The following is a 21,276-nucleotide window of genomic DNA, read 5'->3' on the forward strand; positions in this document are numbered from 1 at the left end:
ATGTCGCGATCGAAACATCGCTTGTGCTGGCCATGCTTGAGACAATGAGCCTGCTTGCCTGCCTGGCTTGCGTCGAGGCCGCTCCGGTTCCTTCGGCGCCGGATACGCTGCCCGTCGACGTCGAACTGGTGCTGGCGGTCGATATCTCCCTGTCGATGGACGAGACCGAGTTCGCCGTTCAACGCGCCGGCTACGTCGAGGCGCTGCGGCATGCCGATTTCATCCAGGCGGCCCGCTCCGGCCATACGGGACGCATTGCGCTCGCCTATTTCGAATGGGCCGGCACGGTGCGCGATGACGCGGTCATCGGCTGGCAGATCATCGACAGCGCGCAGAGTGCCAACAGCTTTGCCGACAAGCTCGCGGCCCGCCCCTTCCGGCGTTTCCGCGGCACCTCGATTTCAAGCGCGCTTGCCTTCGGCACCGAGCTTTTCGACGGCACCAATTTCGCGGGCGAACGTAGCGTCATCGACATATCAGGCGACGGCCCCAACAATATCGGACCTCCGGTCACGGCGACGCGCGATGCGGCCATTGCCAAGGGCATCGTCATCAACGGCTTGCCGATCCTGATCAAGCCATCGCCGACCTTCAGCCATCTCGATCAGTATTATGCGCAGTGCGTGATCGGCGGACTCGGTTCCTTCGTGCTGCCGATCCATGCGGCCGACGAGTTTTCGACGGCGATCCGGCGCAAGCTGATCCTCGAGGTCAGCGGCGTTCGGGACAAGCCCGAAATCACGCCCGTCGAGATGGACGTTCCGGTCGACTGCCTTCTTGGGGAACGGGACCGGCGGTTCCTGTCGGATCCCTATTTTCCGGAACTGGACCGATAGGCCTTGCCGTCAGGCCGGTGGAATTCCAAACTTCCCGCGAACTTCGTCATAGAGATCGCGCCGCCAGCGACGGCCGTAAAGATAACCGGTGACCAGTTCCGGCAATGAATAACCAAGCGCGTCAGACGAACGGTTGGCCATGTATCCCGCAAATGCCTGTGGTATCCGCCCCCGGAGAATATCGGCGATGATCTGCCGCGCGATCATAAAGGGTGGGACATGGGGGTAAGAGCGAGCGATGTGCGGGTGCTTGCTCATCAGGATAGCATAGGCTTCGACATAGCCGTCCCTGCGGCCCGAAATCGAATTCTGCGAATTGTGCTTCGTCCAGTCGATATCTTCCGATAATTGGGCGCCGAAGCGCTGCGCGAAGCGCAGCAGAAGCTCCCGGTCCTGCATCCGGGGAATGTCGCTGTCATAGCCGCCGATGGCCAGCAAAGCCTCCCGCCTGGCCGTTATCGCCGACCCGGCGATGAAGGCCGTCTGCGCAACCACCGCCCGCTCCAGCATTGACGGACTGAGGAAAGCACCGCGGTTGACGCAGGCGGTGCCACGGCCGCCCTTCACCGAGACATATGAAGAGAGCAGGACTTCGAGCGCCGGATTGTCGTCGAACCATGCCAGCGTCCGTTCGAGCCGGTGCGGCAGGAAGAGATCGTCCGAATCGAGAAAAGTCACCACGGGCGCCCTCGCCAGCTCGATGCCGGCATTCCTGGCGGCATTGGCGCCGCGCCATTTCGCGCCGACATAGATCAGCCGAGGGTCGCGGATGCGCGCAAGCGCGGCTTCCGTCCCGTCGGTCGAGCCATCGTCGACGACGATATGCTCAAACCGCGTCATGCTTTGAGAAAGCACGCTTTCCACGGCGCGCAGCACCGTTTCGCGCCGGTTGTGGGTCGGTGTGATGACCGTGATGAGGGGCAAATGCTCCATCGCGTCAGCCGTTTCCGGCGCGAAAATGCACTTTCCGACAGCTCTTTTCGGTCTTCAGGATGCTTGAATGGATCGGACTTCCCCCTGGATGGCCCTCATCGGATTCGGTGCGACGCTACAAAAAACAACCTGTTATGTCACCCATTGAGCCGTGGTTCGACCGACCTGGCGTGATGAATTCCGGCTCCTGGCGTTTTAACTGCAACACCTTTGCCATCGCCAAAGACGCGCAAGTCACCCTCGCAAGGATTGGCGGAGGCTCTGGCGGCTGCGTCCATTCCATTACCTCGAGCGTAGTCGCTTCCTGGCGAGTGCTTGGGGCAAAAGATCATTCACCAGGCCGGCCGGTCTCGAAATCAAAAGGAGTACCGTCATGACCGCCTACGCCGTTGCCCATATGCGCCAGGCTACAATGGGGCCGCAGATCGTCGAGTATCTGCATAAAATCGATGCCACGCTGGAGCCTTTCGGCGGTCGTTTCCTGGTCCACGGCGGCAATTTGGAGGTGATGGAGAACGACTGGCCGGGCCACCTCATCATCATCGAATTCCCTGACAGGGAGCGTCTGCGCGACTGGTATGAGTCGCCGGCCTATCGGGCGATCCTGCCACTGCGGACCGCCAATTCGCGATCGGACGTGGTATTCGCCGACGGCGTCGAACATCTGCACAAGGCCACCGACGTCCTGAAATAGCGGCGTGCCCGAGCGGAAGCCTACCGCTTCAGCAGGAACACAGCCTGCTGGCCAAAGAAATTCCAGAACCACCAGGGCATCGACAGGCCGATCTTCTGGCCGCTGGCGTCGAGCGCGGTCGCCTTCTCCACCGTCGCTCCGAGTTCCTCGCACAAATTGACGAAGTCGCGGATGGTGCAGAAGTGGATGTTGGGCGTGTCGTACCAGGAATAGGGCAGGTCCTTGGTCACCGGCATGCGGCCCTTGACGAACAGCGACAGGCGCACCCGCCAATGGCCGAAATTGGGGAAGGACACGATCGCCCGGTTGCCGATCCTGAGCAGTTCGTCGAGCACCAGTTTGGGATTGCGGGTGGCCTGCAGGGTCTGCGACAGGACGACGAAGTCGAAACCCTTGTCGGGATAGAATTCGAGATCCTTGTCGGCATCGCCCTGTATGACCGAGAGCCCGCGCGCCACGCATTCATTGACGCCGCGCTGCGACAACTCGAGCCCGCGGCCGTCGACCTGCTTGGTCTCCTGCAGCAATTCGAGCAGCGAGCCGTCGCCGGAGCCGACGTCGAGCACGCGCGATTGCGGCGGGATGAGATTGGCGATGACCTCGAGGTCGACGCGCTGGCTGCCGTTGACGCTCATGGCTTCGCCTCCTGTTTGGCACATGACCGTCTGAAAAGTCTGCAACTTTTCGGGGTCATGCGCCGAGCCCCCTGGCGCGCGCGGCCGAGCCGACGAAGCCGTTGATGGCGGCAAACAGTTCCGGCTCGTCCAGCAGGAAGGCGTCGTGGCCGCGATCGGTCTCGATCTCGACGAAGGACACCGAGGCGCCGGCGGCGTTGAGCGCGTGCACGATCGAGCGGCTCTCTTCGGTCGGAAACAGCCAGTCCGACGTGAAGGACACCAGGCAGAAGCGGGTTTTGGTGCCGGCAAAGGCGTCCGCCAGCCGGCCGCCATGGTCGGCGGCAAGGTCGAAATAATCCATCGACCGGGTCATGTAGAGGTAGGAGTTGGCGTCGAAACGGTCGACGAAGGTCATGCCCTGGTGGCGCAGATAGCTCTCGATCTGGAAATCGGCATCGAAGCCGAAGGTCAGCGCTTCGCGGTCCTGCAGGTTGCGGCCGAATTTGCGGTGCAGGGCGGCCTCCGACAGATAGGTGATGTGGGCGGCCATGCGGGCCACCGCCAGCCCCTTTTCCGGGCGCTTGCCGTGCTCGAAATATTTGCCGCCATGCCAGTCCGGATCGGCCATCACGGCCTGCCGCCCGACTTCGTGGAAGGCGATGTTCTGTGACGAATGGCGCGCGCCGGTGGCGATCGGCAGCGCCGAGAACACGCGCTCGGGATAGCTCGACGCCCATTGCAGCACCTGCATGCCGCCCATCGAACCGCCCAGCACGCAGAACAACTTCTCGATGCCGAAATGGTCGACCAGCATGTGCTGCGCACGCACCATGTCGCGGATGGTGATCACCGGAAGGTCGAGCCCATAGGGCTTTCCCGTGGCGGGATTGGTCGATGCCGGCCCGGTGGAACCAAGACAGCCGCCGATGACGTTGGAGCAGATGACGAAGAAACGGCTGGTATCGATGATCTTGCCGGGGCCGATCAGCACTTCCCACCAGCCCGGCTTGCCGGTCACCGGATTGGTGCTGGCGACATGCTGGTCGCCAGTCAGCGCATGGCAGACGAGGATGGCATTGGAACGGGCGTCGTTCAGCGTGCCATAGGTCTGGTAGGCGATCTGGAATGGCGACAGCAGCGTGCCGGCATCGAGCTTGAGCGGCTTGTCGGGCCCGAAACGCAACACCGGGCTCGACGGTTGGTCGGCCTCGTTGTTGGTCTTTCCTGCACGCAGAGCAGCCATCACGTCTCTCTTGCTGCACCGTGCTTTTGCGGAAATCGCTGCCGATCTCCGCGCCGCCGATGCGTTCGTCCGGCCGGTCGCGGACAACAAAAAACCGGCATTGCCTTCGCAAAGCCGGTTACGTCACGCAAACGGCCCTTTAGCGAATTGTTTAACGTGGCTGCAAGCCGACCGGCCAAATCACCACGGAACTGTCACCGTCCTTCTAGAACTCGTCCGCCTCGCCGTCAATGGCGGCCGCTGGCACCACTGCCGCCCCTCGACATTGCCTGCCGCGGCTTGTATTTCCGCAGCGGCTTCCGGATGGAGGCATTTTTGACGGATTTTGCAAGATATGAACCAGACACTCGATCAGGCACGTCCAACCCCGCGCGCGGGCATCATGGACATAGACGCCTACGTGCCCGGCAAGAGCACGGCGCCCGCCGGTGTCGCCAAGGTCTACAAGCTGTCGTCGAACGAGAATCCGCTGGGGCCCTCGCCGAAGGCGATCGAGGCCGCGCGCGAAGTCGCCGGCAAACTCGACATCTATCCCGACGGCACCGCCAGGCGGTTGCGCGAGGCGATCGCCGAGGTGCATGGCCTCAACGCGCAGAACATCATCTGCTCGAACGGTTCCGACGAGATCCTCGGCCTGCTGGCGCAGACCTATCTCGCACCGGGCGACGAGGCCATGTTCACCGAACACGCCTTCATGGTCTACAAGATCTACATCCAGTCGGCGGGCGCCACGCCGGTCGTGGTCAAGGAGACCGACGAGCGCGCCGACATCGATGCGATGCTGGCAGCCGTGACGCCGCGCACGAAAATCGTGTTCCTGGCCAATCCCAACAACCCGACCGGCACCTATGTGCCATTCCAGGAGGTGCGTCGTCTGCATGCCGGACTGCCGAAAAACGTGCTTCTGGTGCTCGACGCGGCCTATGCCGAATATGTCCGCCGCAACGACTATGAAGCCGGCATAGAACTTGTTGGCAGCGCCGAGAACGTGGTGATGACCCGCACCTTCTCCAAGATCGGCCTTGGCGGCGCGCGCATCGGCTGGATGTATGGTCCGATGCACATCGTCGACGCGATCAACCGCGTGCGCGGTCCCTTCAACGTCAATGCGACGGCGATCGAAGCCGGCATCGCCGCGATCCGCGACCGCGCCCATGTCGAGCGCAGCGTGGCGCATAACGAGACCTGGCTCACCTGGCTGAGCCAGGAGATGACCGGGCTCGGGCTGCGCGTGACACCCAGCGTCGGCAATTTCCTGCTCATCCATTTTCCCGACGACCAAAAGCATTCCGCAGCGGCTGCTGATGAGTATTTGACCGCGCGCGGCTATATTCTGCGGCGCGTTTCAGGCTACGGCTTTCCCAACGCGCTGCGCATGACCGTCGGCACCGAAGAGGCCAATCGCGGCGTTGTCGCCGCGCTCACGACATTTCTGAAAAGCTAGAAGCCATGACATCACCGATGTTCGAAAAGATCGCGCTGGTCGGCATTGGCCTGATCGGCTCGTCGCTCGCCCGCGTCATCCGCCGCGAGGGTTTGGCTCGCCATGTCGCCATCTCGACCCGCAGCGCGGCCACACTCAAGCGAGCCGAGGAACTGGGCCTCGGCGATTTCTACACCACGGATGCCAGGGAAGCGGTGCGTGATGCCGATCTGATCATCGTCTCGGTGCCGGTCGGTTCGTCCGGCGCGGTGGCGCAGGAAATCGCGCCGGCGCTGAAAAAAGGGGCGATCCTCACCGATGTCGGTTCGACCAAGGCCTCGGTCATCGCGCAGATGCAGCCGCATGTGCCTGATGGCGTGCATTTCATTCCCGGCCATCCGCTGGCGGGCACCGAAAAATCCGGCCCGGACGCCGGCTTCGCCGATCTGTTCGACAATCGCTGGTGCATTTTCACGCCGGTGCCGGGCACCGATCCGGAAGCGCTGGAACGGCTGTCGGAATTCTGGCGCCGCTGCGGCGCCAACATCGACACGATGGACCCGCAGCATCACGACATGACGCTCGCCATCGTCTCGCATCTGCCGCACATCATCGCCTACAATATCGTCGGCACCGCCGACGATCTGGAATCGGTGACCAAGACGGAAGTGATCAAATATTCCGCCTCCGGTTTTCGCGATTTCACGCGTCTGGCCGCATCCGATCCGACCATGTGGCGGGACGTGTGCCTGCACAACAAGGACGCCATCCTCGAAATGCTGGCGCGCTTCTCCGAAGACCTGGCGTTCCTGCAGCGCGCGATCCGCTGGGGCGATGGGGAAAAGCTCTTCGACCTGTTTACCCGCACGCGCGCCGTGCGCCGCTCGATCATCGAGGCCGGCCAGGATATCGATGTGCCCGACTTTGGCCGCCAGGCGGTCGAGCATCCGGCAAAGAGCTAAGCCGTTTCAGGCCAGGTCGCTGCCATCATGGCGAGCGTCTCGGCCCGATCCGGCGCGCCCAGCCTGCCGCCGAAGCGCAGGCATTTGAGCGCCGCGGCCGCACTTGCGAAACGCAAGGCCTGCTCGACCGGCATGGCTTCCGCCAGCCCGATGGCAAAGGCGCCATGAAAGACATCGCCGGCGGCCAGCGTGTCGACCGCCTTGATCCTCGGGGCCTCGACATGGCGGGATGATCCGGCGCTTCGATCGAACCACCAGGTACCGGCCGCGCCGCCGGTAACCGCAACGAACGCGTCGGTACGCGAGGCGAGGTCCGTGCAAGCGCTCTCCATATCCAGCGCGTGGCCGCATATGATACGGACCGCCGGCTCAGAGGCGACGATGTGCGAGGCCAGCGGCAACAATTGCTCCAGCACCGCCAGCGGCGCGGTATCGGCATCGAGGATCGCCGGACGGCCAGCGGCTCGCGCTGCCTTCAGGGCTAGTGCTGCGGCACCCGGCCAGCGCACGTCGGCCAGCACGGCATCGAATGCCGCGACGTTGGTGAACGGCAAAGCCTCGGGATCAGCCTGCGCGCGTGTGTCGTAGAAAGGCACGATGATACGCTCGCCATGCGCATCGACCGGGATCGAGGCCAGTGCCGAGCGCGCGCCGCCGACGCGGCGCACATGGCTGCAATCGACGCCCTCGGCCTCTATTCCCGCAATCAGCTGATCGCCGACCGGATCGTCGCCGGCGCTCGCCCATAGCGATACCTCGGCGCCGAGACGGTGCGCGGCGCAGGCAGCGCTCGTGGCCATGCCCGAGGCGATCTGGACGCCGTCGGAGGCGATGAATTTTCCCTGATGGTTGGGCAAAGTATCGACACGCAGGATCGTATCCAGCGTCAGCGCCCCGACACTCAGGAGCCTCACGGGTCTTGCCATGGCGGGACTAGATAGGGATGACGTTTCGTCATCCCGATCAATCTCTTTGTTGGAGCATGATCTCTGGACAAACGGAAACCGTTTGTCCGCGAAAACGGGTTCCCACTTTTCGGGATCATGCTCTATTGCACCGGCTTGATCTTGCCCAGCGGGATGAAGCCGAGCGAGGCCTTGCCCTTGACCACTTTCAGCGGCATCGACGGTTCGCTGCCGAGCAGGGCCAAGGCGCCAAAACCCTGCTCAATCGCATTCTTCTGCTCGGGTATGGCGCCGGCAAGGATAGATGCCACGGCCTTGGGATCCTTGATCCTGATCATCAGATCGGCATCGACCAGGCCCTCGGCATCGACCGAAAGCGGGCCGGAAACGGTGACACGCGCGGTCCCCGACGACAGATCGAGGTTGCGGATTTCGATCTTTTGGCCACGCAGGCTTTTCACCTGCGTGCCGACCAATGCGACGCCGTTCTTCAGTGTCACGTCGCCGCTGGCATCGAGCGCCGGCAGCACGCGCCCGCCGATCGCGTCGGAATCGATCTCGAGATCGCCAAAGCTGCCGACATAGTCGAGATCCCCACCATTCGGCTGCAACTGGCCTGATGCCTTGCCGGCACTGAACAGTTCGACTGGATCGGTGTCGTCGGCCGGGTCGGTCTGGCCCGACAGGCCCTCGGCCTGCAGCGCTATACGCCGCGGCAGCGGGTACCACAGTTTGACGTTGGCCTGCAGATTGTCCCAGTCGATCCAGAGCGGCATCATGCCCGGGACGGAGGTCCGGAGCGGACCGCGCAGATTGGCAACCGGCGACAAGGGCTGGACGATCTGGGCGGTGGCATTGAAACTACCGGCCGAGGCGGCAATGTTCTTGGCATCGTCCTCATAGGCGAGGTTGTCGCAAGAGACGGCAAAGCTCAGGGGATAGCCACTGACCTGGAGGTTGGCGCAGCCGGCCTGGATACCGCTCTTGTTGAGCGTGGCAACCGTCTTGTCGGCTTCAGTCCTGACCCTGCTGGCCAGGTAGAACCAGCCGGCACTGTAAAGGGCGAACAGCACGAGGATCAACGCGGCAAGCCACCACAGGCGGCGACGGTTACCCGGTTGGCGTTCGTCACTTGACGTCATGCTTTGGCTCTCATTAACGCATGGATGGTGTGGACGGATTCTCGATTCCGAACACTAGGTAGACGGACACGGGCGGAAAAAACACCGGTTTCCGGTGCGGTGTTGCCATTCTTTTTGCAATCAGGGGCGGTGATATGGGCGATTTTTGGGTGTTCGGCTATGGTTCGCTGATCTGGCGACCGGGTTTCGCGCATGTCGAGACACGGCGTGCCCACCTGCATGGCTATCGCCGCTCGCTCTGCGTCTATTCCTTCGTGCACCGTGGCACGCGTCAGCGACCGGGACTGGTGCTCGGCCTCGACCATGGCGGTTCCTGCGTCGGCCTTGCCTTCCGAGTGCCCGGCGAATTGCGCGACGAGGTCATCGCCTACCTGCGCGAGCGCGAACTTGTCACCAGCGTCTATCTCGAGCGGACGCTCAAGGTTCGTCTCGACGGCGGCGGTGCGGTCGAGGCCGTGGCCTACATCGTCGACCGCAGGCATGAGCAATATGCCGGTGCGCTGGATACGGCGGATGCGGCGACCGTGGTGCGCGGCGCGGTCGGCCGATCCGGCAACAATGAGGACTATGTGTTGAGCACGCTGAAGCATCTGGAAGCGCTCGATATCCGCGACCACTGGCTGGAGGATGTGGCGCGCCGGATAGCGACTTTGTGAAGCGCTGGCTCTGCGGAAAAGGCGGCCAGGCCTTTGACCTCGATGCCGCAAGACCTAGCTTAAGCTCCGAACCTTAGCCTGCGGGCGCCGTCCGCCGATCCAATCCACGGAGATTAGTCTTGCAGAAACGCCGTCTCGGTCGCACCGACCTTTCCATCGCGCCGCTGGTTCTGGGCGGCAATGTCTTCGGCTGGACCGCTGACGAGAAAACCTCTTTCGACCTGCTCGACCGCTTCGTCGACGCGGGCCTCAATGCCATCGATACGGCCGACGCGTATTCGCGTTGGGTGCCCGGCAACAAGGGCGGCGAATCGGAAGCCATCATCGGCAAATGGATGAAGGATCGGGGTAATCGCGACAAGGTCGTGGTGGTCACCAAGGTCGGCTCGGACATGGGGCAGGGCCACAAGGACCTGTCCGCCGCCTATATCGAAAAGGCCGTCGACGCATCGCTGAAGCGGCTGCGGACCGAATTCATCGATCTCTATCTGTCGCACTGGCCGGATCCGACCACGCCCTATGAGGAAACGCTCGGCGCCTATGAGAAATTGCTCGCCAAGGGCAAGATCCGCCATGCCGGCTGTTCGAACCTCGATGCCGGCCAGTTGCGCGCGGCACTGGACGTGGCAAGCCTGCGCGGCCTGCCGCGCTATGAGGTGCTGCAGCCGGAATACAATCTTTACGACCGCTCTTCCTTCGATGGCCCGCTGCGCGACCTCTGCGTGGCCGAGGATATCGGCGTCATCACCTATTTCAGCCTGGCCAAGGGTTTTCTCAGCGGCAAGTACCGAACGGAAGCCGATCTCGGCCAGAGCGAGCGCGGCGAGGATGTCGGCAGCTATCTCAATCCACGCGGCATGCGCATTCTGGCGGCGCTCGACGCCATATCGGCCCGGCATTCGGCCAAGCAGGCGGAAGTGGCGCTTGCCTGGGTTATCGCGCGGCCGGGCGTCACCGCACCGATCGCCAGCGCCACCAAGCCGAGCCAGATGGACAGCCTGATCAAGGCGGTGTCGTTGAAGTTGAGCGCGGACGACATGGCCGAACTCGACAGAGCCAGCGCCTGAGGCTGCCGGTAACGCGGGACGCACGAACGTCCAAGACGGTCCTCATGTCTTGCCATACCGTCCCTTCGCACAGGGGTGCAGGGCGAGGATCAGATGGCCGGACCGCATGTTTCGCAGCCGGAGCTTTGGCGCCAATTGCTTGCGCTGTTGCTGGCCGCCACCGTCGTCATGGGCAGCCCGGGGCCGGCGACGATAAGCGTCACCGCCGTCGGCGCTGCCTTCGGCCTGCGCGATTCGCTGCGCTACGCCGGCGGCATTGTCCTGGGCACGACCGCCGTTCTGCTGGTCGTGGCGACCGGGGTCATGGCGGCGCTGGCTTCGATGCCGAAGCTGGCGCCATTGCTGGTTGTCGCGTCCGCGGCCTACATCCTCTATCTCGCCTTCAAGATCGCCACCGCCCCGCCATTGGCTGCACGTGCCGCCGAGGCGTCGCGCCCGACATGGCTGGCCGGTTTTCTCCTCGCGGTGGCCAACCCGAAAGCCTATGTGGCGATCGCCGCCGTGTTCGTGGGTGCCTCGTCAGGCGATGTCGACCTCGGGCTGGGGACGAAACTGACCGTTCTCGCGGTGATGATCGTTGTCATCCACGCCGCATGGCTTCTTGCCGGTGCGGCGTTCGCGCGCTTCCTACGCAGGCCAGTCGCCTCGCGGATAGTCAATCTGGTCTTTGCCGCGACGCTGGTGCTGACCACGGTGCTGGCTGTTTACGGCTGATTGCCTGGCCGGAGAGCCTTCAGGCCTTCGTGCCCAGCTCCCGAAGCCGCTTGATCGCCGTTGGCGGCAGGGCCGGCGGGTTGGGCGCCCGCGATGTCTCGACGAGAAGCTGGTCACAGGCAGCCTCGGTCTCGCCGATCAGCCGCGCCATGAACTCTTCCTTGCCCAGACCTGGCGGTATGGGCGGCAGGAAGCGTGCCTTGATGGTCCCGGGATAGCGCAGGAACTTGCGGCGCGGCCAATAGAGGCCGGCGACATGGGCGACCGGCACGACCGGAACGCCAAGCTGCGTGTAGATTTCGACGATGCCGTATTTGTAGGCCGGCTCGTCGCCCGGCGCCCGGCGCGTGCCTTCGGGATAGATGATCAGCTGGCGCGGGTTGCGCGCCATCTCTTCCCTGGTCGCGGCGACCACGGCCTTCAGCGCCTTGGAGCGGCTGCCGCGATCAACCGGGATCATGCGCATCTTCAAGATGTACCAGCCGAAGAACGGGATCCAGGTCAACTCGCGCTTCAGGATGTAAAGCGGGTCCTGGAGGAACGGGAAGAAGGCGATCGCGTCCCAGAACGATTGGTGCTTGGGTGCCAGGATGAAGGAGCCCTCGGGCAGGTTTTCCTGCCCGGTAATGTCGTTCTTCGTTCCGGCGATCTTGTCATAGAGCCACATCGAGGTGCGCGACCAGAATTTCGGCACGAACCAGGCGCGGTGACGGGGCGACAAGAAATAGTACGGGGTCCAGAGGATCATCTGGACGATCAGATTGACGTAGAAGACGAAATTGAACGCCAGCGATCTGACATAGAGCATGGGGGAGGTCCGGTGAGGAAGTGTGCGTTGGTTACACCAAGCGCAGGGAAAAAGGAAACAGTGCGATGCTGCCCGTTCTACCAGGTCGCCTGCGCCAGGCGTTCCCTCAGGCGCGGGGCGGCGAAGTCGAGGAAGGCGCGCAATTTCACCGGCAGCCGGCCCTGGCCCGCATGTACCAGGTTAACCGGCCAAGGCTCGGGTTCGAAATCCCCGAGCACGGGGCGCAGTGTTCCTGATCGTATGGCGGCGACGATCTGGTAGGAAAGCACCCGGGTCAGCCCGACCCCGGCGATCGCCGCATCGATCGCTGCCTCGGCAGTGTTGACCCGGAGCCTTGAGCGGACCGGCACAATAAAATCAGCCTTGTCCACGGTGAAGGTCCAGGTGGCGAGCGAGCCAAGACCCTCGAAGGTGATGCAGCTGTGCGTATCGAGCTCTCCCGGGGTCCGCGGAATGCCGTGCAGAGCCAGATAGGCAGGGCTTGCGCAGACGACATGACCGATCGAGCCGACCCTGATGGCGACCATGCGCGAATCCGGCAGCCTGCCGATGCGGACGGCGAGGTCGATATGGTCCTCGGCCAACTGGCTTATCCTGTCACTGAGCGTGAGCCGGATATCCACCAGGGGAAAGGCGGCGAGGAACTCGGTGACAACCGGCAACACGTGAAGACGGCCGAAGACGATCGGCGCGGTGATGATCAGTTCTCCCGTCGGGGCGCTGTATTCGCCGCCGGCGGTGCGTTCGGCGTCGCCGACCTCTTCGAGAATGCGGCGGCAGGCAGCGAGATAGGCATGGCCCGCGTCGGTCAGTGTCAGCCGCCGCGTCGAGCGGTTCAACAGGCGTGTCTTCAGGTGGCGCTCCAGCTCGGAGACCTTGCGGCTGACCGTTGCCAGCGGAACGTCCGAACGGCGCGCGGCGGCGGAAAGGCTGCCGCCTTCCGCTGCCGCGACGAAAAGGGACATGGCTTCGAGACGATCCATCATTTCTTCCAGAAAATGGAAGGGTTGATTGCAAATATGGCATCTACATCCGCAACATGGAAGGCTGCATATGGGCGTGGTACCTCAACAAGGAGATCTTCATGCCCCGCATTGCCACGCCTTCGTCCATCGCAGCCGCTCCCGCCGCCTCGCAGCCCATGCTGCAGGCGGTGGAAAAACAGCTTGGTGTCGTGCCGAACCTGTTTCGGATGGTCGCCAACAGTCCGGCCGCGCTGGAAGGCTATCTCGGCATGATGGGAGCCTTGGCCAAGGGCCGGCTTCCAGCGCCGACCCGCGAGCGCATCGCGCTGGCGATCGCCGAGATCAATGGCTGCAACTACTGTCTTTCCGCCCACACCTATCTCGGCAAGAACCTTGCAAGGCTCGACGATGCCGAGATGATCGCCAACCGCCATGGCGGCTCCTCGGATCCCAAGGCAGCCGCGGCGGTGCGTTTTGCCGCCAGGGTTGCGCAAAGCCGCGGGCATGTCGGCCAGGAGGATCTCGCCGCTGTCAGGCTCGCGGGCTATGACGACGGGGAGATCATCGAGATCGTCCAGCATGTCGTCCTGAACGTCTGGACCAACTATATCAACGAGGTTGCACAGACGGAGATCGATTTTCCGGTTGTTTCCGCGCGCGATGCTGCCTGAATCCGGAAAGGGGGCGGCGGTGCCCGCCGGCCCCAACCCTTCATGCCGCAGAGGAGATCCCATGTCTGATAGCCGCCCGCCGCTTCCCCCCTTCACCGCCGAGACGTCAGCGCAGAAAGCGCGCATGGCGGAGGATGCCTGGAACTCGCGCGATCCGGCGCGGGTGGCGCTCGCCTATACGGCGGACAGCCGTTGGCGCAACCGGGCCGAGTTCCTGCAGGGGCGCGATGCGATCCAGGCGTTCCTGACCCGCAAATGGACACGCGAGCTCGACTATCGGCTGATCAAGGAGGTCTGGGCCTTTCACGGCAATCGCATCGCGGTGCGCTTCGCCTATGAATGGCGCGACGACAGTGGCTCATGGTTCCGCAGTCATGGCAACGAGAACTGGGAATTCGACGAGCACGGGCTGATGCGTCTGCGCATTGCCAGCATCAACGACCTGCCGATCGCCGAGGCCGAGCGCAAATATCACTGGCCGCTCGGCCGGCGGCCGGACGACCATCCGACGTTGTCGGAGCTCGGCCTTTAGGAACGTTCACGCAAGGAGGTTTCGATGAACGCACACGCATTTGCGAGCGATGTCGCCTTCACGCCGACGGTCAAGGCGATCCAGGCGCGCAAGGGCTCGCGCCAGTCCTATGCCCGCGTCGAGGAGCGAGGCGGCTGGCAGTCGGCGATCACACCGGACCTTGCCGCCTTCATCGAAATGCAGACCAGCGTCTTCCTGTCGACGGCCAATGGCGATGGCCAGCCCTACATCCAGCATCGCGGCGGCCCTGCCGGCTTTCTCAAGGTGCTCGACGAGAAGACGATCGGCTTCGCGGATTTTTCCGGCAACAGGCAGTTCATCACACAGGGCAACCTGGCCGACAATCCGAGAGCCTTTCTGTTCCTGATTGATTACATGATGCGCCAGCGCATCAAGATCTGGGGTACGGCGCGCGTTGTCGAAGACGACGCCGAGATGATGACGCGGCTGATGCCGCCGGACTACAAGGCGCGTCCGGAGCAGGTCATCCTGTTCACCGTCTCGGCATGGGATGCCAATTGCCCGCAACATATACCGCAGCGCTTCGAGGCGGCTGATGTGGCAGCGGCGCTTGGCGAACGCGACCGGCGCATCCAAGACCTTGAACGGGAGATCGCGCGCCTCAAGGGCGTTTCAGGGGCTGGCGCCAAGCAATGATGCGGGCTCAGCCGCCGGCGGCGGTCTCGGCCAGCGCGATGCCTTCGGGCGTCGGCTTCACCGGGATAATGCCGCGAGCCAGCGCCAGCAGGTATTTGGTGTATTCGGTGAACAGCACGCGCACGGCCCGCGGCTTGGTCAGCCAACTGCCATTATCCAGGTTGGAATTGACCACCGGGTAGGGTTCGAGCTTGGCGCCATGCAGCAGCCGGCCCATCTCCAGCAGGCTGCGCGGCATGTGATAATTGTTGGTGACCAGGATCACCGTGCCATAGGCGTGGTTTTCCACCCATTTGGCGCTTTCCTCCGCGTTGCCTATCGTATCGAGCGCGGCGCGGTCGATGTCGACACAGCAGGAAAACAACTTCTTGTCGCCGCCGGTCGCCGCCTGAAGCTGGCGACGGCTGGCCGATGGATGCACGCCGCTGATCAAAAGCCGCTCGCCCTTGCCGGACGCCAGCAGCTCCATCGCGGCGTCGAGGCGCGACTGGCCGCCGGTCAGTACGATGATGGCGTCGGCCTTGGCCGGGTTGGTGGGCGTGGTCAGATGACTGACCTTGCTGGCAAACCAGCCGAAGCCGCCAGCGAACACCATTGCGATCATAAGCAGGGAAAGAGCGGAGAGGCGCACGGCGGTTCTTAAATGACCAACCTTGCCGTGGGCGCGCCAACGGGAAACCACCACTGGCAGCTGTCCAGCCGTCCCGGTCGAGTCCCGCACGTCCATGGCCATATGGTTAATCCCGAAATGCGGCCTTTGATAGCTAAAAGACGCACTTTGCGTTACGCGAATTCTCGATCCGTGATCGCCGTGTTTCCATCCACGCCAAGACGAGTTCCTTTCATGCGTCGGGTTGACGAACGTCGATGTCGCTAAGATAGGCGACGACGGTGGCGTGCGAGGTCGCCGCCGTCAGCGCGCCAATCACCAGCACCATCAGGACGACGCCCAGATAACCCGCGGAGCCGATGGCGAAGTTACCGAATAAAGCGGTCGCCTGATCGGCCTGCGGTGTTGCCATGTTACGCGACGACCACCATGAAAACACGATGAAGACGAGCACCGCCGCCGCTCCGCCGGCGGCCGCGCCCTTCATCCCGGTGACCAGGAAGTGCCGGCGGAATTCGCGCGCGATGAAGCGCGCCTCGGCGCCGACGAAATGCAGCACCTCGATGATGTGGCCGTTGCCGTCCATGGCGCCACGGGTCGCGAATACCACGGTCAGCACCGTTGCCGACAGCATCAAGGCCAGAACGGCGATGCCGATGGTCACCGTGGTGCGGGCCATGGCCACCAGCCGGTCGACCCAGGTACGGTGGTCGTCGAGCGATGCACTCGGCAGTTTCGGCGTGATCGCGGCGCGCATGGCGGCGAAGTCGGGCGGGCTGTTCTCGTCGATGGTGACGATGATCAGGCGCGGCACCGGCAGGTCGTCGATGTTGAGGCCCGATCCCAGCCAGGGCTCCAACAGCCTGGCGGTCGCTTCGCGGTCGATGATTCGGGTCGACTTCACGCCCGGGAATTCGCCGGCGATCTGCGAGGCCTGGCTAAGCGCCGCCTCCATATCGAGGCCGTCGGCCGGCTTGATCTGGATCGTCGCCTCGCGCGAGATCTGGTTTTCCCAGACCGAGGCCGTGTCGCGCACCAGCGTCACCGCGCCGAAGGTCAGGCAGGACAGGAAGGTCATGATGGCGATGACCAGCACCAGTGCGCGGCCGGCAATGTTCTGCGCCGGTACGATCGGCGCCATCTTGCGCTGGGCGCGCGGTCTTGCCTCGACCGCCTCGGCATCCTGCTGCTCGAAATGGTCGGCCGATAGCTCAGTCATAGATATCAAGCCTTCCGCCGGCCAGGATCATGCGGCGCGCGTCGACCTGTTCCATAAGGCCAAGATCGTGGGTCGCGATCACCACGGCGGTGCCGAGGCGATTGAGCTCGATGAACAGCCGCAGCAGGCGTCGCGCCAGCGGCGGATCGACATTGCCGGTCGGCTCGTCGGCGAGCAGGATTTCCGGCTGCTCGATCAGGGCGCGCGCGATCGCGGCGCGCTGCTTCTCGCCGCCTGACAGGACCGGCGGCAGCACATGCATGCGTTCGCCGAGCCCCACCCATTTCAACAGCTCGGTGACGTCGGTGCGGTAGCTCGCTTCCTCGCGCCCGCGCACGCGCAATGGCAAGGCGACATTCTCATAGGTGGTCATGTGGTCGAGCAGGCGAAAATCCTGGAACACCACGCCGATGCGGCGGCGCAGATGCGGCAGTTCGGTGCGTGAAATGCGCGAGCGGTCCTTGCCGAAGATGGTGATCAGCCCGCGCGTCGGCTTCAGCGACATGAACAAAAGGCGCAGCAAGGTCGTCTTGCCGGCACCCGAAGGCCCGCTCAGGAACTGGAAGGAGCGCTCCGGTATGTGCAGGGAGATGTCGCGGAGGATTTCCGGACCCATGCCATAGCGGAGGCCGACATTTTCGAAGCGAATCAATTTCGGCGACCTGAATTTCCTGGAGCATGATGCCGAAAAGTGTGACGCGGTTTTCGGGCGACATCATGCTCTGTCTCTTTTAGAGCCGGCGGCGAGCCGGCCTGTTCTGCGAAAAGACCATCGGCCGGCATGGTTAACCGGCGGTTAATTCCTGGGCTGTTTCGGCGCGTCACGAGGGCTCCGGTGGGGAAGCGTTAACCATTTGTGTTTACGCAAAAGAAACGAAAAGCGAACAGGTGCAATACTGGGCCATGATGGCTGACCCACGAACCGCGCGCCCGGTTTCCGGCGAAATCATGACCGAACCGCCGGCAATTGGCATGGCGGACCGGATCGTGCGCGGTCCGGCGGCCGATATTATCGATGCGGACTATGAAGTGATGCCGCGCTTTGCCCCTACGGTGGAAAGCGATTCACCGCCGCCGCGTGCGATCGTCCCCCCGCCCATCGAGGGCATGGACATGCTGCGCAAGCCGGAAGCACAAGCGAAACGGCCGCCGGCATCACGTGGAGGGCCGATCTTCTGGATCGCCGGCATCGGTGCAGCCCTTGCCGCCTTCTGGGTCTCCGGCGGTCATGCGCTAGTGCGACAGGCGCCGTTCCTGGCCGGCACGCAAGCGTCGGCGCTGACCATTTCAGGCGTCACCTCACGCGTCGATGCCTCGGGCGCCAATCCGGTGCTGTTCGTCGATGGCGAGGCCGCCAATGATGGGACGAGGCCGGCGACAATGCCGCCGCTCGAAATCCGGGTGACGGGCAATGACGGACGCACGACCCGCTATAGGTTGGGGACATTCGGCCGCTCGCTGGCATCGGGCGAAAGATTCGGCTTTGCCAGCCGGCTCGACGTGCCTAAGAACGGCGTTAGAACCGTTTTGGTTACTTTCGCCGAGTAGGCGATCACCGGAGAAGACCAGCAATGCCCATCGTACGCGGCAAGGACATCGAAGTCCTGTTTTCGGCATCGGCGATCGCGCGGCGCAATCTCGAACTCGCCAAGGAGATCGCCGGGCACGACTATCACGATCTGCTGGTGATTTCGGTGCTGAAGGGTTCGTTCATCTTCGCAGCCGACCTGATCCGCGCCATGCACGATGTCGGCCTGTCGCCCGAGGTCGAGTTCATCTTCATCTCCAGTTACGGCGCCGGCACCACCAGTGGCGAGGTGAGGGTGCTGCGCGACATCGACAATGAAGTCGCCGGGCGCGACGTACTGCTGATCGACGACATTCTGGAATCGGGCAAGACGCTGAGCTTCACGCGCGACCTGATGCTGTCGCGTGGCGCGAAAAGCTGTTCCATCGCCGTGCTGCTCGACAAGCGCATGCGCCGCCAGACCGCGCTCAATGCCGACTATGTAGGCTTCGACTGCCCCGATTATTTCGTCGTCGGCTACGGCATGGACGTCTCGCATGCGTTCCGCGAACTGCCGTTCGTGGGCGTCGTCAAAGGCGATGCTTGAACGACTTCCAAAAAGACTTGCCGACCTCTTCCGCCTTCAGGAAAAGTCAACTTTTGCCCGCCAAATATGCCGGCCATGGCAAAGCTTCTGATCGTCGAGGACGATGAGTCCGTCCGCACCCTCGCAGCCCGCGCGCTCGAACGCGCCGGCCACGCAATCGATATCGCCGCCGACGGCGCGCAGGGGCTTTCGCTGATCCGCGCCGCAAACGGCGGCTACGATCTCGTCGTCTCCGACATCCGCATGCCGGAGATGGACGGCATCGAGATGGCGGTTGCGGCCGCAGCACTTTTTCCGGCGATGAAGATCATGCTGATGACCGGCTACGCCGACCAGCGCGAGCGCGCCGAGGAATTGAACGGCATTATCCTCGACGTCGTGCAAAAGCCCTTCACGCTGGCTGAGATCCGTTCACGCGTCGAACGGGCGCTGATCTGCTTCGCCTGATCAGGCCGGATCCCTGGCGACAAGCGCCGGCGCCGGGCCGGTCCGCCGCTCGGTGTTGAGCGCCAGCAGGCCGGCGCCGATGATGAGCGCCGCGCCGATCACGGTCGTCGAGCGTGGCACCTCGGCGAAGAACAGGAAGCCCCACAGCGGCGACCACAGGATGCCGGTATATTCGAAGGTGGCGACGCGATTGGCCGGCGCCAGCCGGTAGCCCTGCGAGAGCAGGATCATGCCGGCAGAAGCAACGAAACCGCACGCGGCCATCTTGAGGAAATCCGGCAGTGTCGGCCAGATCCACGGCCGCACCAGGAATTCGAGGCTCGGGTGGACGGCGTGGGTTATGCCGGCGAGGTGGAACGTGCCGGCGACCACGGCCGCGCCGGTCAGATAGGCGCCGTTCTGGTAGAAGGCCATCACGGTGGAGGATTCGGTATTGCCGATCTTGCGGGCCATCAATTGCGAAAAGCTGTAGAGCACGGCCGATCCCAGCGACAGCAAGGCCGCCCAATCGAACAGTCCGGCGCCGGGGCGCAGCATCACCAGGACGCCAAGCATGCCGATCAGCACGGTTGCCAGCGTCTGCCAGGAAACGCGCTCGCCAAGATAGGGGCCGGCCATCGCCATGATGCAGAGCGGCGCCATGAAATAGAGCGCCACGGCGTCGGCCAGCGGTAGGGCGGCGATGGCCAGGTAATAGACCGTGTAGGACGTGAACTGGATGAAGGCACGCATGGTCAGCATGCCGAAGCGCCGCGACAGGATGGCGCGCAGCCCGACATCGGCATGGACGAGAAGGAACAGGATCGGCAGGGCGACGATCGAGCGGATCGCCATCACCTCGGTCACCGGGTAGCCGCTCGACACGGCTTTGACGAGCGGGTCCTGCAGCGAGAAGACCAGCACGCCCAGGCACAGGCTCAGGATGCCGCGCACCATCCTATTCTGCATCCGCGTTCAGGCTCCCGCGCATATGATCCGGCGACCCTCTCCAGATCAAAAAGAACCCGCCACCGTTTTCGGGCAGCGGGCACGAGTGAGGACTCTTTGGTTGGTCCGCAGCCGATTTCGCGGCTGCATATCCAATGGGTGAGGCGACTATCGTCCGGCGTTTGACATGTTGCAAACGAATTGGAATGATGCCAGCAATCAAATTTTCTTATGATGGATGCGATGCGGCCAACACTCGACAGCGATCTCCTGCGCACCTTCGTCGCCATCGCCGAGGCCGGCAATTTCACGAGAGCCGCCGAGCAGGCCGGCCGAACCCAGTCGGCCGTGTCGATGCAGATGAAGAAGCTCGAAGAGCTGGTCGGCGACAGCCTGTTCGAGCGCGGTTCACGCGGTGTCGCATTGACGCGGCGTGGTGGCGAACTCATCGTCAATGCCCGCCGTATCGTCTCGCTGCTCGATGAGACGGCTGCTTCGATGACGGCGGCGCCGCTGGGCGGGCCCGTGCGCATCGGCATTCCGGAGGAATATGGCCACGCCATCCTGTCGCGCGCGCTCGGCGCATTCTCGAAGCGCCACACCAAGGTCGAGGTCACCGTGCGCTACGCCCATTCGGAGGCGCAGATCGCGGCACTCCTCGCTGGTGAACTCGATCTGTGCGTGGTGTTCGAATGGCAGGACCCATCTGGCGGCGAAGTGCTGATGCACGATCCGACGGTCTGGGTGACGTCGAACCTGCATCATATGCATGAGGAACGTCCGGTGCCGATCGCCCTCTACAACCGGGCCAGCTGGTGCAAGGATTTCGCCATCAAATCGCTGGAGCAGCGCGGCCTTGCCTATCGCGTTGCCTATACCAGCGACACCACCGGCGGCCTGAAGCTTGCTGTCACCTCGGGCTTGGCGATCGCGCCGATTTCGCGCAGCAACATCCCGGTGGACTGCCGCGAACTCACGGCCGCCGACGGGTTCGGCGACATCGATTCCTCCAATGTGGTGATGCATCGCAACCCGAACGCGTCAGGCGAGGCGATCGACGGCATGCAGGAGGCGATCCGCGAGGCGTTCGTCAACAGGCAGGTCCAACCCGCGTCATAGATGTCGCCGGTTGCT

25 protein-coding genes and 1 riboswitch are annotated in these 21,276 nt (G+C 63.5%); of the genes, 14 read left to right on the plus strand and 11 right to left on the minus strand.

The window, feature by feature from the left end:
• The first annotated feature begins 32 nt into the window (after positions 1–32).
• Complete coding sequence (locus LB536_RS17755; protein WP_224595014.1) at positions 33–836, plus strand: DUF1194 domain-containing protein; 804 nt, start codon at positions 33–35, stop codon at positions 834–836.
• 9 nt (positions 837–845) lie between these two features.
• Here LB536_RS17755 and LB536_RS17760 read toward each other — a convergent pair whose 3' ends face one another.
• Positions 846–1,769 (minus strand): glycosyltransferase family 2 protein, encoded by a 924-nt coding sequence (locus LB536_RS17760; protein WP_140754335.1) that lies wholly within the window; start codon positions 1,767–1,769, stop codon positions 846–848.
• A gap of 373 nt (positions 1,770–2,142) precedes the next feature.
• Here LB536_RS17760 and LB536_RS17765 point away from each other — a divergent pair, with 373 nt between their 5' ends.
• Positions 2,143–2,463: a DUF1330 domain-containing protein gene (locus LB536_RS17765; RefSeq protein ID WP_224595017.1), complete on the plus strand. Its 321-nt coding sequence runs from the start codon at positions 2,143–2,145 to the stop codon at positions 2,461–2,463.
• A gap of 20 nt (positions 2,464–2,483) precedes the next feature.
• Here the strand turns inward: LB536_RS17765 and metW are convergent, their stop codons facing one another.
• Positions 2,484–3,098, minus strand: coding sequence for a methionine biosynthesis protein MetW (gene metW, locus LB536_RS17770; protein WP_140754331.1), 615 nt, complete (start codon positions 3,096–3,098; stop codon positions 2,484–2,486).
• A 55-nt stretch (positions 3,099–3,153) separates the two neighbouring features.
• Positions 3,154–4,323: a homoserine O-acetyltransferase MetX gene (gene metX / locus LB536_RS17775; RefSeq protein ID WP_224595020.1), complete on the minus strand. Its 1,170-nt coding sequence runs from the start codon at positions 4,321–4,323 to the stop codon at positions 3,154–3,156.
• 119 nt (positions 4,324–4,442) lie between these two features.
• Positions 4,443–4,520: riboswitch (SAM riboswitch) on the minus strand.
• A 137-nt stretch (positions 4,521–4,657) separates the two neighbouring features.
• Here metX and hisC point away from each other — a divergent pair.
• Positions 4,658–5,767 (plus strand): histidinol-phosphate transaminase, encoded by a 1,110-nt coding sequence (hisC, locus tag LB536_RS17780; protein WP_224595023.1) that lies wholly within the window; start codon positions 4,658–4,660, stop codon positions 5,765–5,767.
• Positions 5,768–5,772: 5 nt separating this feature from the next.
• A complete protein-coding gene (locus tag LB536_RS17785) occupies positions 5,773–6,708 on the plus strand; it encodes a prephenate/arogenate dehydrogenase family protein (RefSeq protein WP_224595026.1) in 936 nt (311 codons plus the stop codon).
• Here LB536_RS17785 and LB536_RS17790 read toward each other — a convergent pair.
• Both LB536_RS17790 and LB536_RS17795 read right to left on the minus strand, forming a co-directional pair.
• Entirely contained in the window at positions 6,705–7,634 is a 930-nt protein-coding gene (locus LB536_RS17790; RefSeq protein WP_224595043.1) for a sugar kinase, read from the minus strand. The two genes, LB536_RS17785 and LB536_RS17790, sit on opposite strands and share 4 nt — an antisense overlap.
• A gap of 122 nt (positions 7,635–7,756) precedes the next feature.
• Positions 7,757–8,755 carry a DUF2125 domain-containing protein gene (locus LB536_RS17795; protein WP_140809479.1) on the minus strand — a complete coding sequence of 333 codons (999 nt, stop codon included), beginning with the start codon at positions 8,753–8,755 and terminating at the stop codon, positions 7,757–7,759.
• Between the two features lie 134 nt (positions 8,756–8,889).
• On the opposite strand from LB536_RS17795, the gene LB536_RS17800 reads away from it, so the two are divergent.
• From LB536_RS17800 to LB536_RS17810, 3 genes are all read left to right on the plus strand, one after another.
• Positions 8,890–9,411, plus strand: a complete 522-nt coding sequence (locus tag LB536_RS17800; RefSeq protein ID WP_140809477.1) for a gamma-glutamylcyclotransferase — start codon at positions 8,890–8,892, stop codon at positions 9,409–9,411.
• A 119-nt stretch (positions 9,412–9,530) separates the two neighbouring features.
• The gene (locus tag LB536_RS17805) at positions 9,531–10,478 is read left to right on the plus strand and encodes an aldo/keto reductase (RefSeq protein WP_224595045.1); all 948 of its coding nucleotides are present in this window, start codon (positions 9,531–9,533) and stop codon (positions 10,476–10,478) included.
• 93 nt (positions 10,479–10,571) lie between these two features.
• Positions 10,572–11,192 (plus strand): LysE family translocator, encoded by a 621-nt coding sequence (locus LB536_RS17810; protein WP_140754315.1) that lies wholly within the window; start codon positions 10,572–10,574, stop codon positions 11,190–11,192.
• A 19-nt stretch (positions 11,193–11,211) separates the two neighbouring features.
• On the opposite strand, the gene LB536_RS17815 is transcribed toward LB536_RS17810, so the two are convergent.
• Complete coding sequence (locus tag LB536_RS17815) at positions 11,212–12,000, minus strand: lysophospholipid acyltransferase family protein (RefSeq protein WP_224595048.1); 789 nt, start codon at positions 11,998–12,000, stop codon at positions 11,212–11,214.
• Positions 12,001–12,077: 77 nt separating this feature from the next.
• Entirely contained in the window at positions 12,078–12,983 is a 906-nt protein-coding gene (locus LB536_RS17820) for a LysR family transcriptional regulator (protein WP_224595050.1), read from the minus strand.
• Positions 12,984–13,084: 101 nt separating this feature from the next.
• Between LB536_RS17820 and LB536_RS17825 the strand changes: the two genes are divergently transcribed.
• The 3 genes from LB536_RS17825 (at position 13,085) to LB536_RS17835 (ending at position 14,825) form a co-directional block, all read left to right on the plus strand.
• A complete protein-coding gene (locus LB536_RS17825; protein WP_224595055.1) occupies positions 13,085–13,636 on the plus strand; it encodes a carboxymuconolactone decarboxylase family protein in 552 nt (183 codons plus the stop codon).
• A 61-nt stretch (positions 13,637–13,697) separates the two neighbouring features.
• Complete coding sequence (locus tag LB536_RS17830) at positions 13,698–14,168, plus strand: DUF1348 family protein (RefSeq protein WP_140754307.1); 471 nt, start codon at positions 13,698–13,700, stop codon at positions 14,166–14,168.
• A gap of 24 nt (positions 14,169–14,192) precedes the next feature.
• On the plus strand, positions 14,193–14,825 hold the full coding sequence (locus tag LB536_RS17835) for a pyridoxamine 5'-phosphate oxidase family protein (protein ID WP_140809463.1): 633 nt from the start codon (positions 14,193–14,195) through the stop codon (positions 14,823–14,825).
• A 7-nt stretch (positions 14,826–14,832) separates the two neighbouring features.
• On the opposite strand, the gene LB536_RS17840 is transcribed toward LB536_RS17835, so the two are convergent.
• The 3 genes from LB536_RS17840 to ftsE all read right to left on the minus strand — a co-directional run bounded on the left by LB536_RS17840 (position 14,833) and on the right by ftsE (position 17,306).
• Complete coding sequence (locus LB536_RS17840; protein WP_224595057.1) at positions 14,833–15,558, minus strand: YdcF family protein; 726 nt, start codon at positions 15,556–15,558, stop codon at positions 14,833–14,835.
• 109 nt (positions 15,559–15,667) lie between these two features.
• The gene (locus tag LB536_RS17845) at positions 15,668–16,654 is read right to left on the minus strand and encodes a cell division protein FtsX (RefSeq protein WP_140754301.1); all 987 of its coding nucleotides are present in this window, start codon (positions 16,652–16,654) and stop codon (positions 15,668–15,670) included.
• Positions 16,647–17,306: a cell division ATP-binding protein FtsE gene (ftsE, locus tag LB536_RS17850; protein ID WP_010911739.1), complete on the minus strand. Its 660-nt coding sequence runs from the start codon at positions 17,304–17,306 to the stop codon at positions 16,647–16,649. The genes LB536_RS17845 and ftsE overlap by 8 nt, the downstream gene beginning before the upstream one ends.
• Before the next feature lie 251 nt (positions 17,307–17,557).
• On the opposite strand from ftsE, the gene LB536_RS17855 reads away from it, so the two are divergent.
• The 3 genes from LB536_RS17855 (at position 17,558) to LB536_RS17865 (ending at position 19,215) form a co-directional block, all read left to right on the plus strand.
• A complete protein-coding gene (locus LB536_RS17855; RefSeq protein WP_224595059.1) occupies positions 17,558–18,202 on the plus strand; it encodes a hypothetical protein in 645 nt (214 codons plus the stop codon).
• A gap of 23 nt (positions 18,203–18,225) precedes the next feature.
• Positions 18,226–18,768, plus strand: a complete 543-nt coding sequence (gene hpt / locus LB536_RS17860; protein ID WP_140754297.1) for a hypoxanthine phosphoribosyltransferase — start codon at positions 18,226–18,228, stop codon at positions 18,766–18,768.
• 75 nt (positions 18,769–18,843) lie between these two features.
• Positions 18,844–19,215, plus strand: a complete 372-nt coding sequence (locus LB536_RS17865) for a response regulator (protein WP_167531492.1) — start codon at positions 18,844–18,846, stop codon at positions 19,213–19,215.
• Here the strand turns inward: LB536_RS17865 and LB536_RS17870 are convergent, their stop codons facing one another.
• Entirely contained in the window at positions 19,216–20,163 is a 948-nt protein-coding gene (locus tag LB536_RS17870) for a DMT family transporter (protein ID WP_224595061.1), read from the minus strand.
• Positions 20,164–20,385: 222 nt separating this feature from the next.
• Here LB536_RS17870 and LB536_RS17875 point away from each other — a divergent pair, with 222 nt between their 5' ends.
• The gene (locus tag LB536_RS17875) at positions 20,386–21,261 is read left to right on the plus strand and encodes a LysR family transcriptional regulator (RefSeq protein ID WP_224595063.1); all 876 of its coding nucleotides are present in this window, start codon (positions 20,386–20,388) and stop codon (positions 21,259–21,261) included.
• The last annotated feature ends 15 nt before the right edge of the window (positions 21,262–21,276 follow it).

The sequence above is a fragment of the Mesorhizobium sp. ES1-3 genome, assembly GCF_020164795.1.
Taxonomy (GTDB): domain Bacteria; phylum Pseudomonadota; class Alphaproteobacteria; order Rhizobiales; family Rhizobiaceae; genus Mesorhizobium.

Excerpts from the sequence above, each read along its gene's own strand:
- LB536_RS17755 (WP_224595014.1), top strand. The coding sequence starts at position 33 with ATGCTTGAGACAATGAGCCTGCTTGCCTGCCTGGCTTGCGTCGAGGCC.
- LB536_RS17760 (WP_140754335.1), bottom strand. The coding sequence starts at position 1,769 with ATGGAGCATTTGCCCCTCATCACGGTCATCACACCGACCCACAACCGG.
- LB536_RS17765 (WP_224595017.1), top strand. The coding sequence starts at position 2,143 with ATGACCGCCTACGCCGTTGCCCATATGCGCCAGGCTACAATGGGGCCG.
- metW (WP_140754331.1), bottom strand. The coding sequence starts at position 3,098 with ATGAGCGTCAACGGCAGCCAGCGCGTCGACCTCGAGGTCATCGCCAAT.
- metX (WP_224595020.1), bottom strand. The coding sequence starts at position 4,323 with ATGGCTGCTCTGCGTGCAGGAAAGACCAACAACGAGGCCGACCAACCG.
- hisC (WP_224595023.1), top strand. The coding sequence starts at position 4,658 with ATGAACCAGACACTCGATCAGGCACGTCCAACCCCGCGCGCGGGCATC.
- LB536_RS17785 (WP_224595026.1), top strand. The coding sequence starts at position 5,773 with ATGACATCACCGATGTTCGAAAAGATCGCGCTGGTCGGCATTGGCCTG.
- LB536_RS17790 (WP_224595043.1), bottom strand. The coding sequence starts at position 7,634 with ATGGCAAGACCCGTGAGGCTCCTGAGTGTCGGGGCGCTGACGCTGGAT.
- LB536_RS17795 (WP_140809479.1), bottom strand. The coding sequence starts at position 8,755 with ATGACGTCAAGTGACGAACGCCAACCGGGTAACCGTCGCCGCCTGTGG.
- LB536_RS17800 (WP_140809477.1), top strand. The coding sequence starts at position 8,890 with ATGGGCGATTTTTGGGTGTTCGGCTATGGTTCGCTGATCTGGCGACCG.
- LB536_RS17810 (WP_140754315.1), top strand. The coding sequence starts at position 10,572 with ATGGCCGGACCGCATGTTTCGCAGCCGGAGCTTTGGCGCCAATTGCTT.
- LB536_RS17815 (WP_224595048.1), bottom strand. The coding sequence starts at position 12,000 with ATGCTCTATGTCAGATCGCTGGCGTTCAATTTCGTCTTCTACGTCAAT.
- LB536_RS17820 (WP_224595050.1), bottom strand. The coding sequence starts at position 12,983 with ATGGATCGTCTCGAAGCCATGTCCCTTTTCGTCGCGGCAGCGGAAGGC.
- LB536_RS17825 (WP_224595055.1), top strand. The coding sequence starts at position 13,085 with ATGCCCCGCATTGCCACGCCTTCGTCCATCGCAGCCGCTCCCGCCGCC.
- LB536_RS17830 (WP_140754307.1), top strand. The coding sequence starts at position 13,698 with ATGTCTGATAGCCGCCCGCCGCTTCCCCCCTTCACCGCCGAGACGTCA.
- LB536_RS17835 (WP_140809463.1), top strand. The coding sequence starts at position 14,193 with ATGAACGCACACGCATTTGCGAGCGATGTCGCCTTCACGCCGACGGTC.
- LB536_RS17840 (WP_224595057.1), bottom strand. The coding sequence starts at position 15,558 with ATGGCCATGGACGTGCGGGACTCGACCGGGACGGCTGGACAGCTGCCA.
- LB536_RS17845 (WP_140754301.1), bottom strand. The coding sequence starts at position 16,654 with ATGACTGAGCTATCGGCCGACCATTTCGAGCAGCAGGATGCCGAGGCG.
- LB536_RS17855 (WP_224595059.1), top strand. The coding sequence starts at position 17,558 with ATGATGGCTGACCCACGAACCGCGCGCCCGGTTTCCGGCGAAATCATG.
- hpt (WP_140754297.1), top strand. The coding sequence starts at position 18,226 with ATGCCCATCGTACGCGGCAAGGACATCGAAGTCCTGTTTTCGGCATCG.
- LB536_RS17865 (WP_167531492.1), top strand. The coding sequence starts at position 18,844 with ATGGCAAAGCTTCTGATCGTCGAGGACGATGAGTCCGTCCGCACCCTC.
- LB536_RS17870 (WP_224595061.1), bottom strand. The coding sequence starts at position 20,163 with ATGCAGAATAGGATGGTGCGCGGCATCCTGAGCCTGTGCCTGGGCGTG.
- LB536_RS17875 (WP_224595063.1), top strand. The coding sequence starts at position 20,386 with ATGCGGCCAACACTCGACAGCGATCTCCTGCGCACCTTCGTCGCCATC.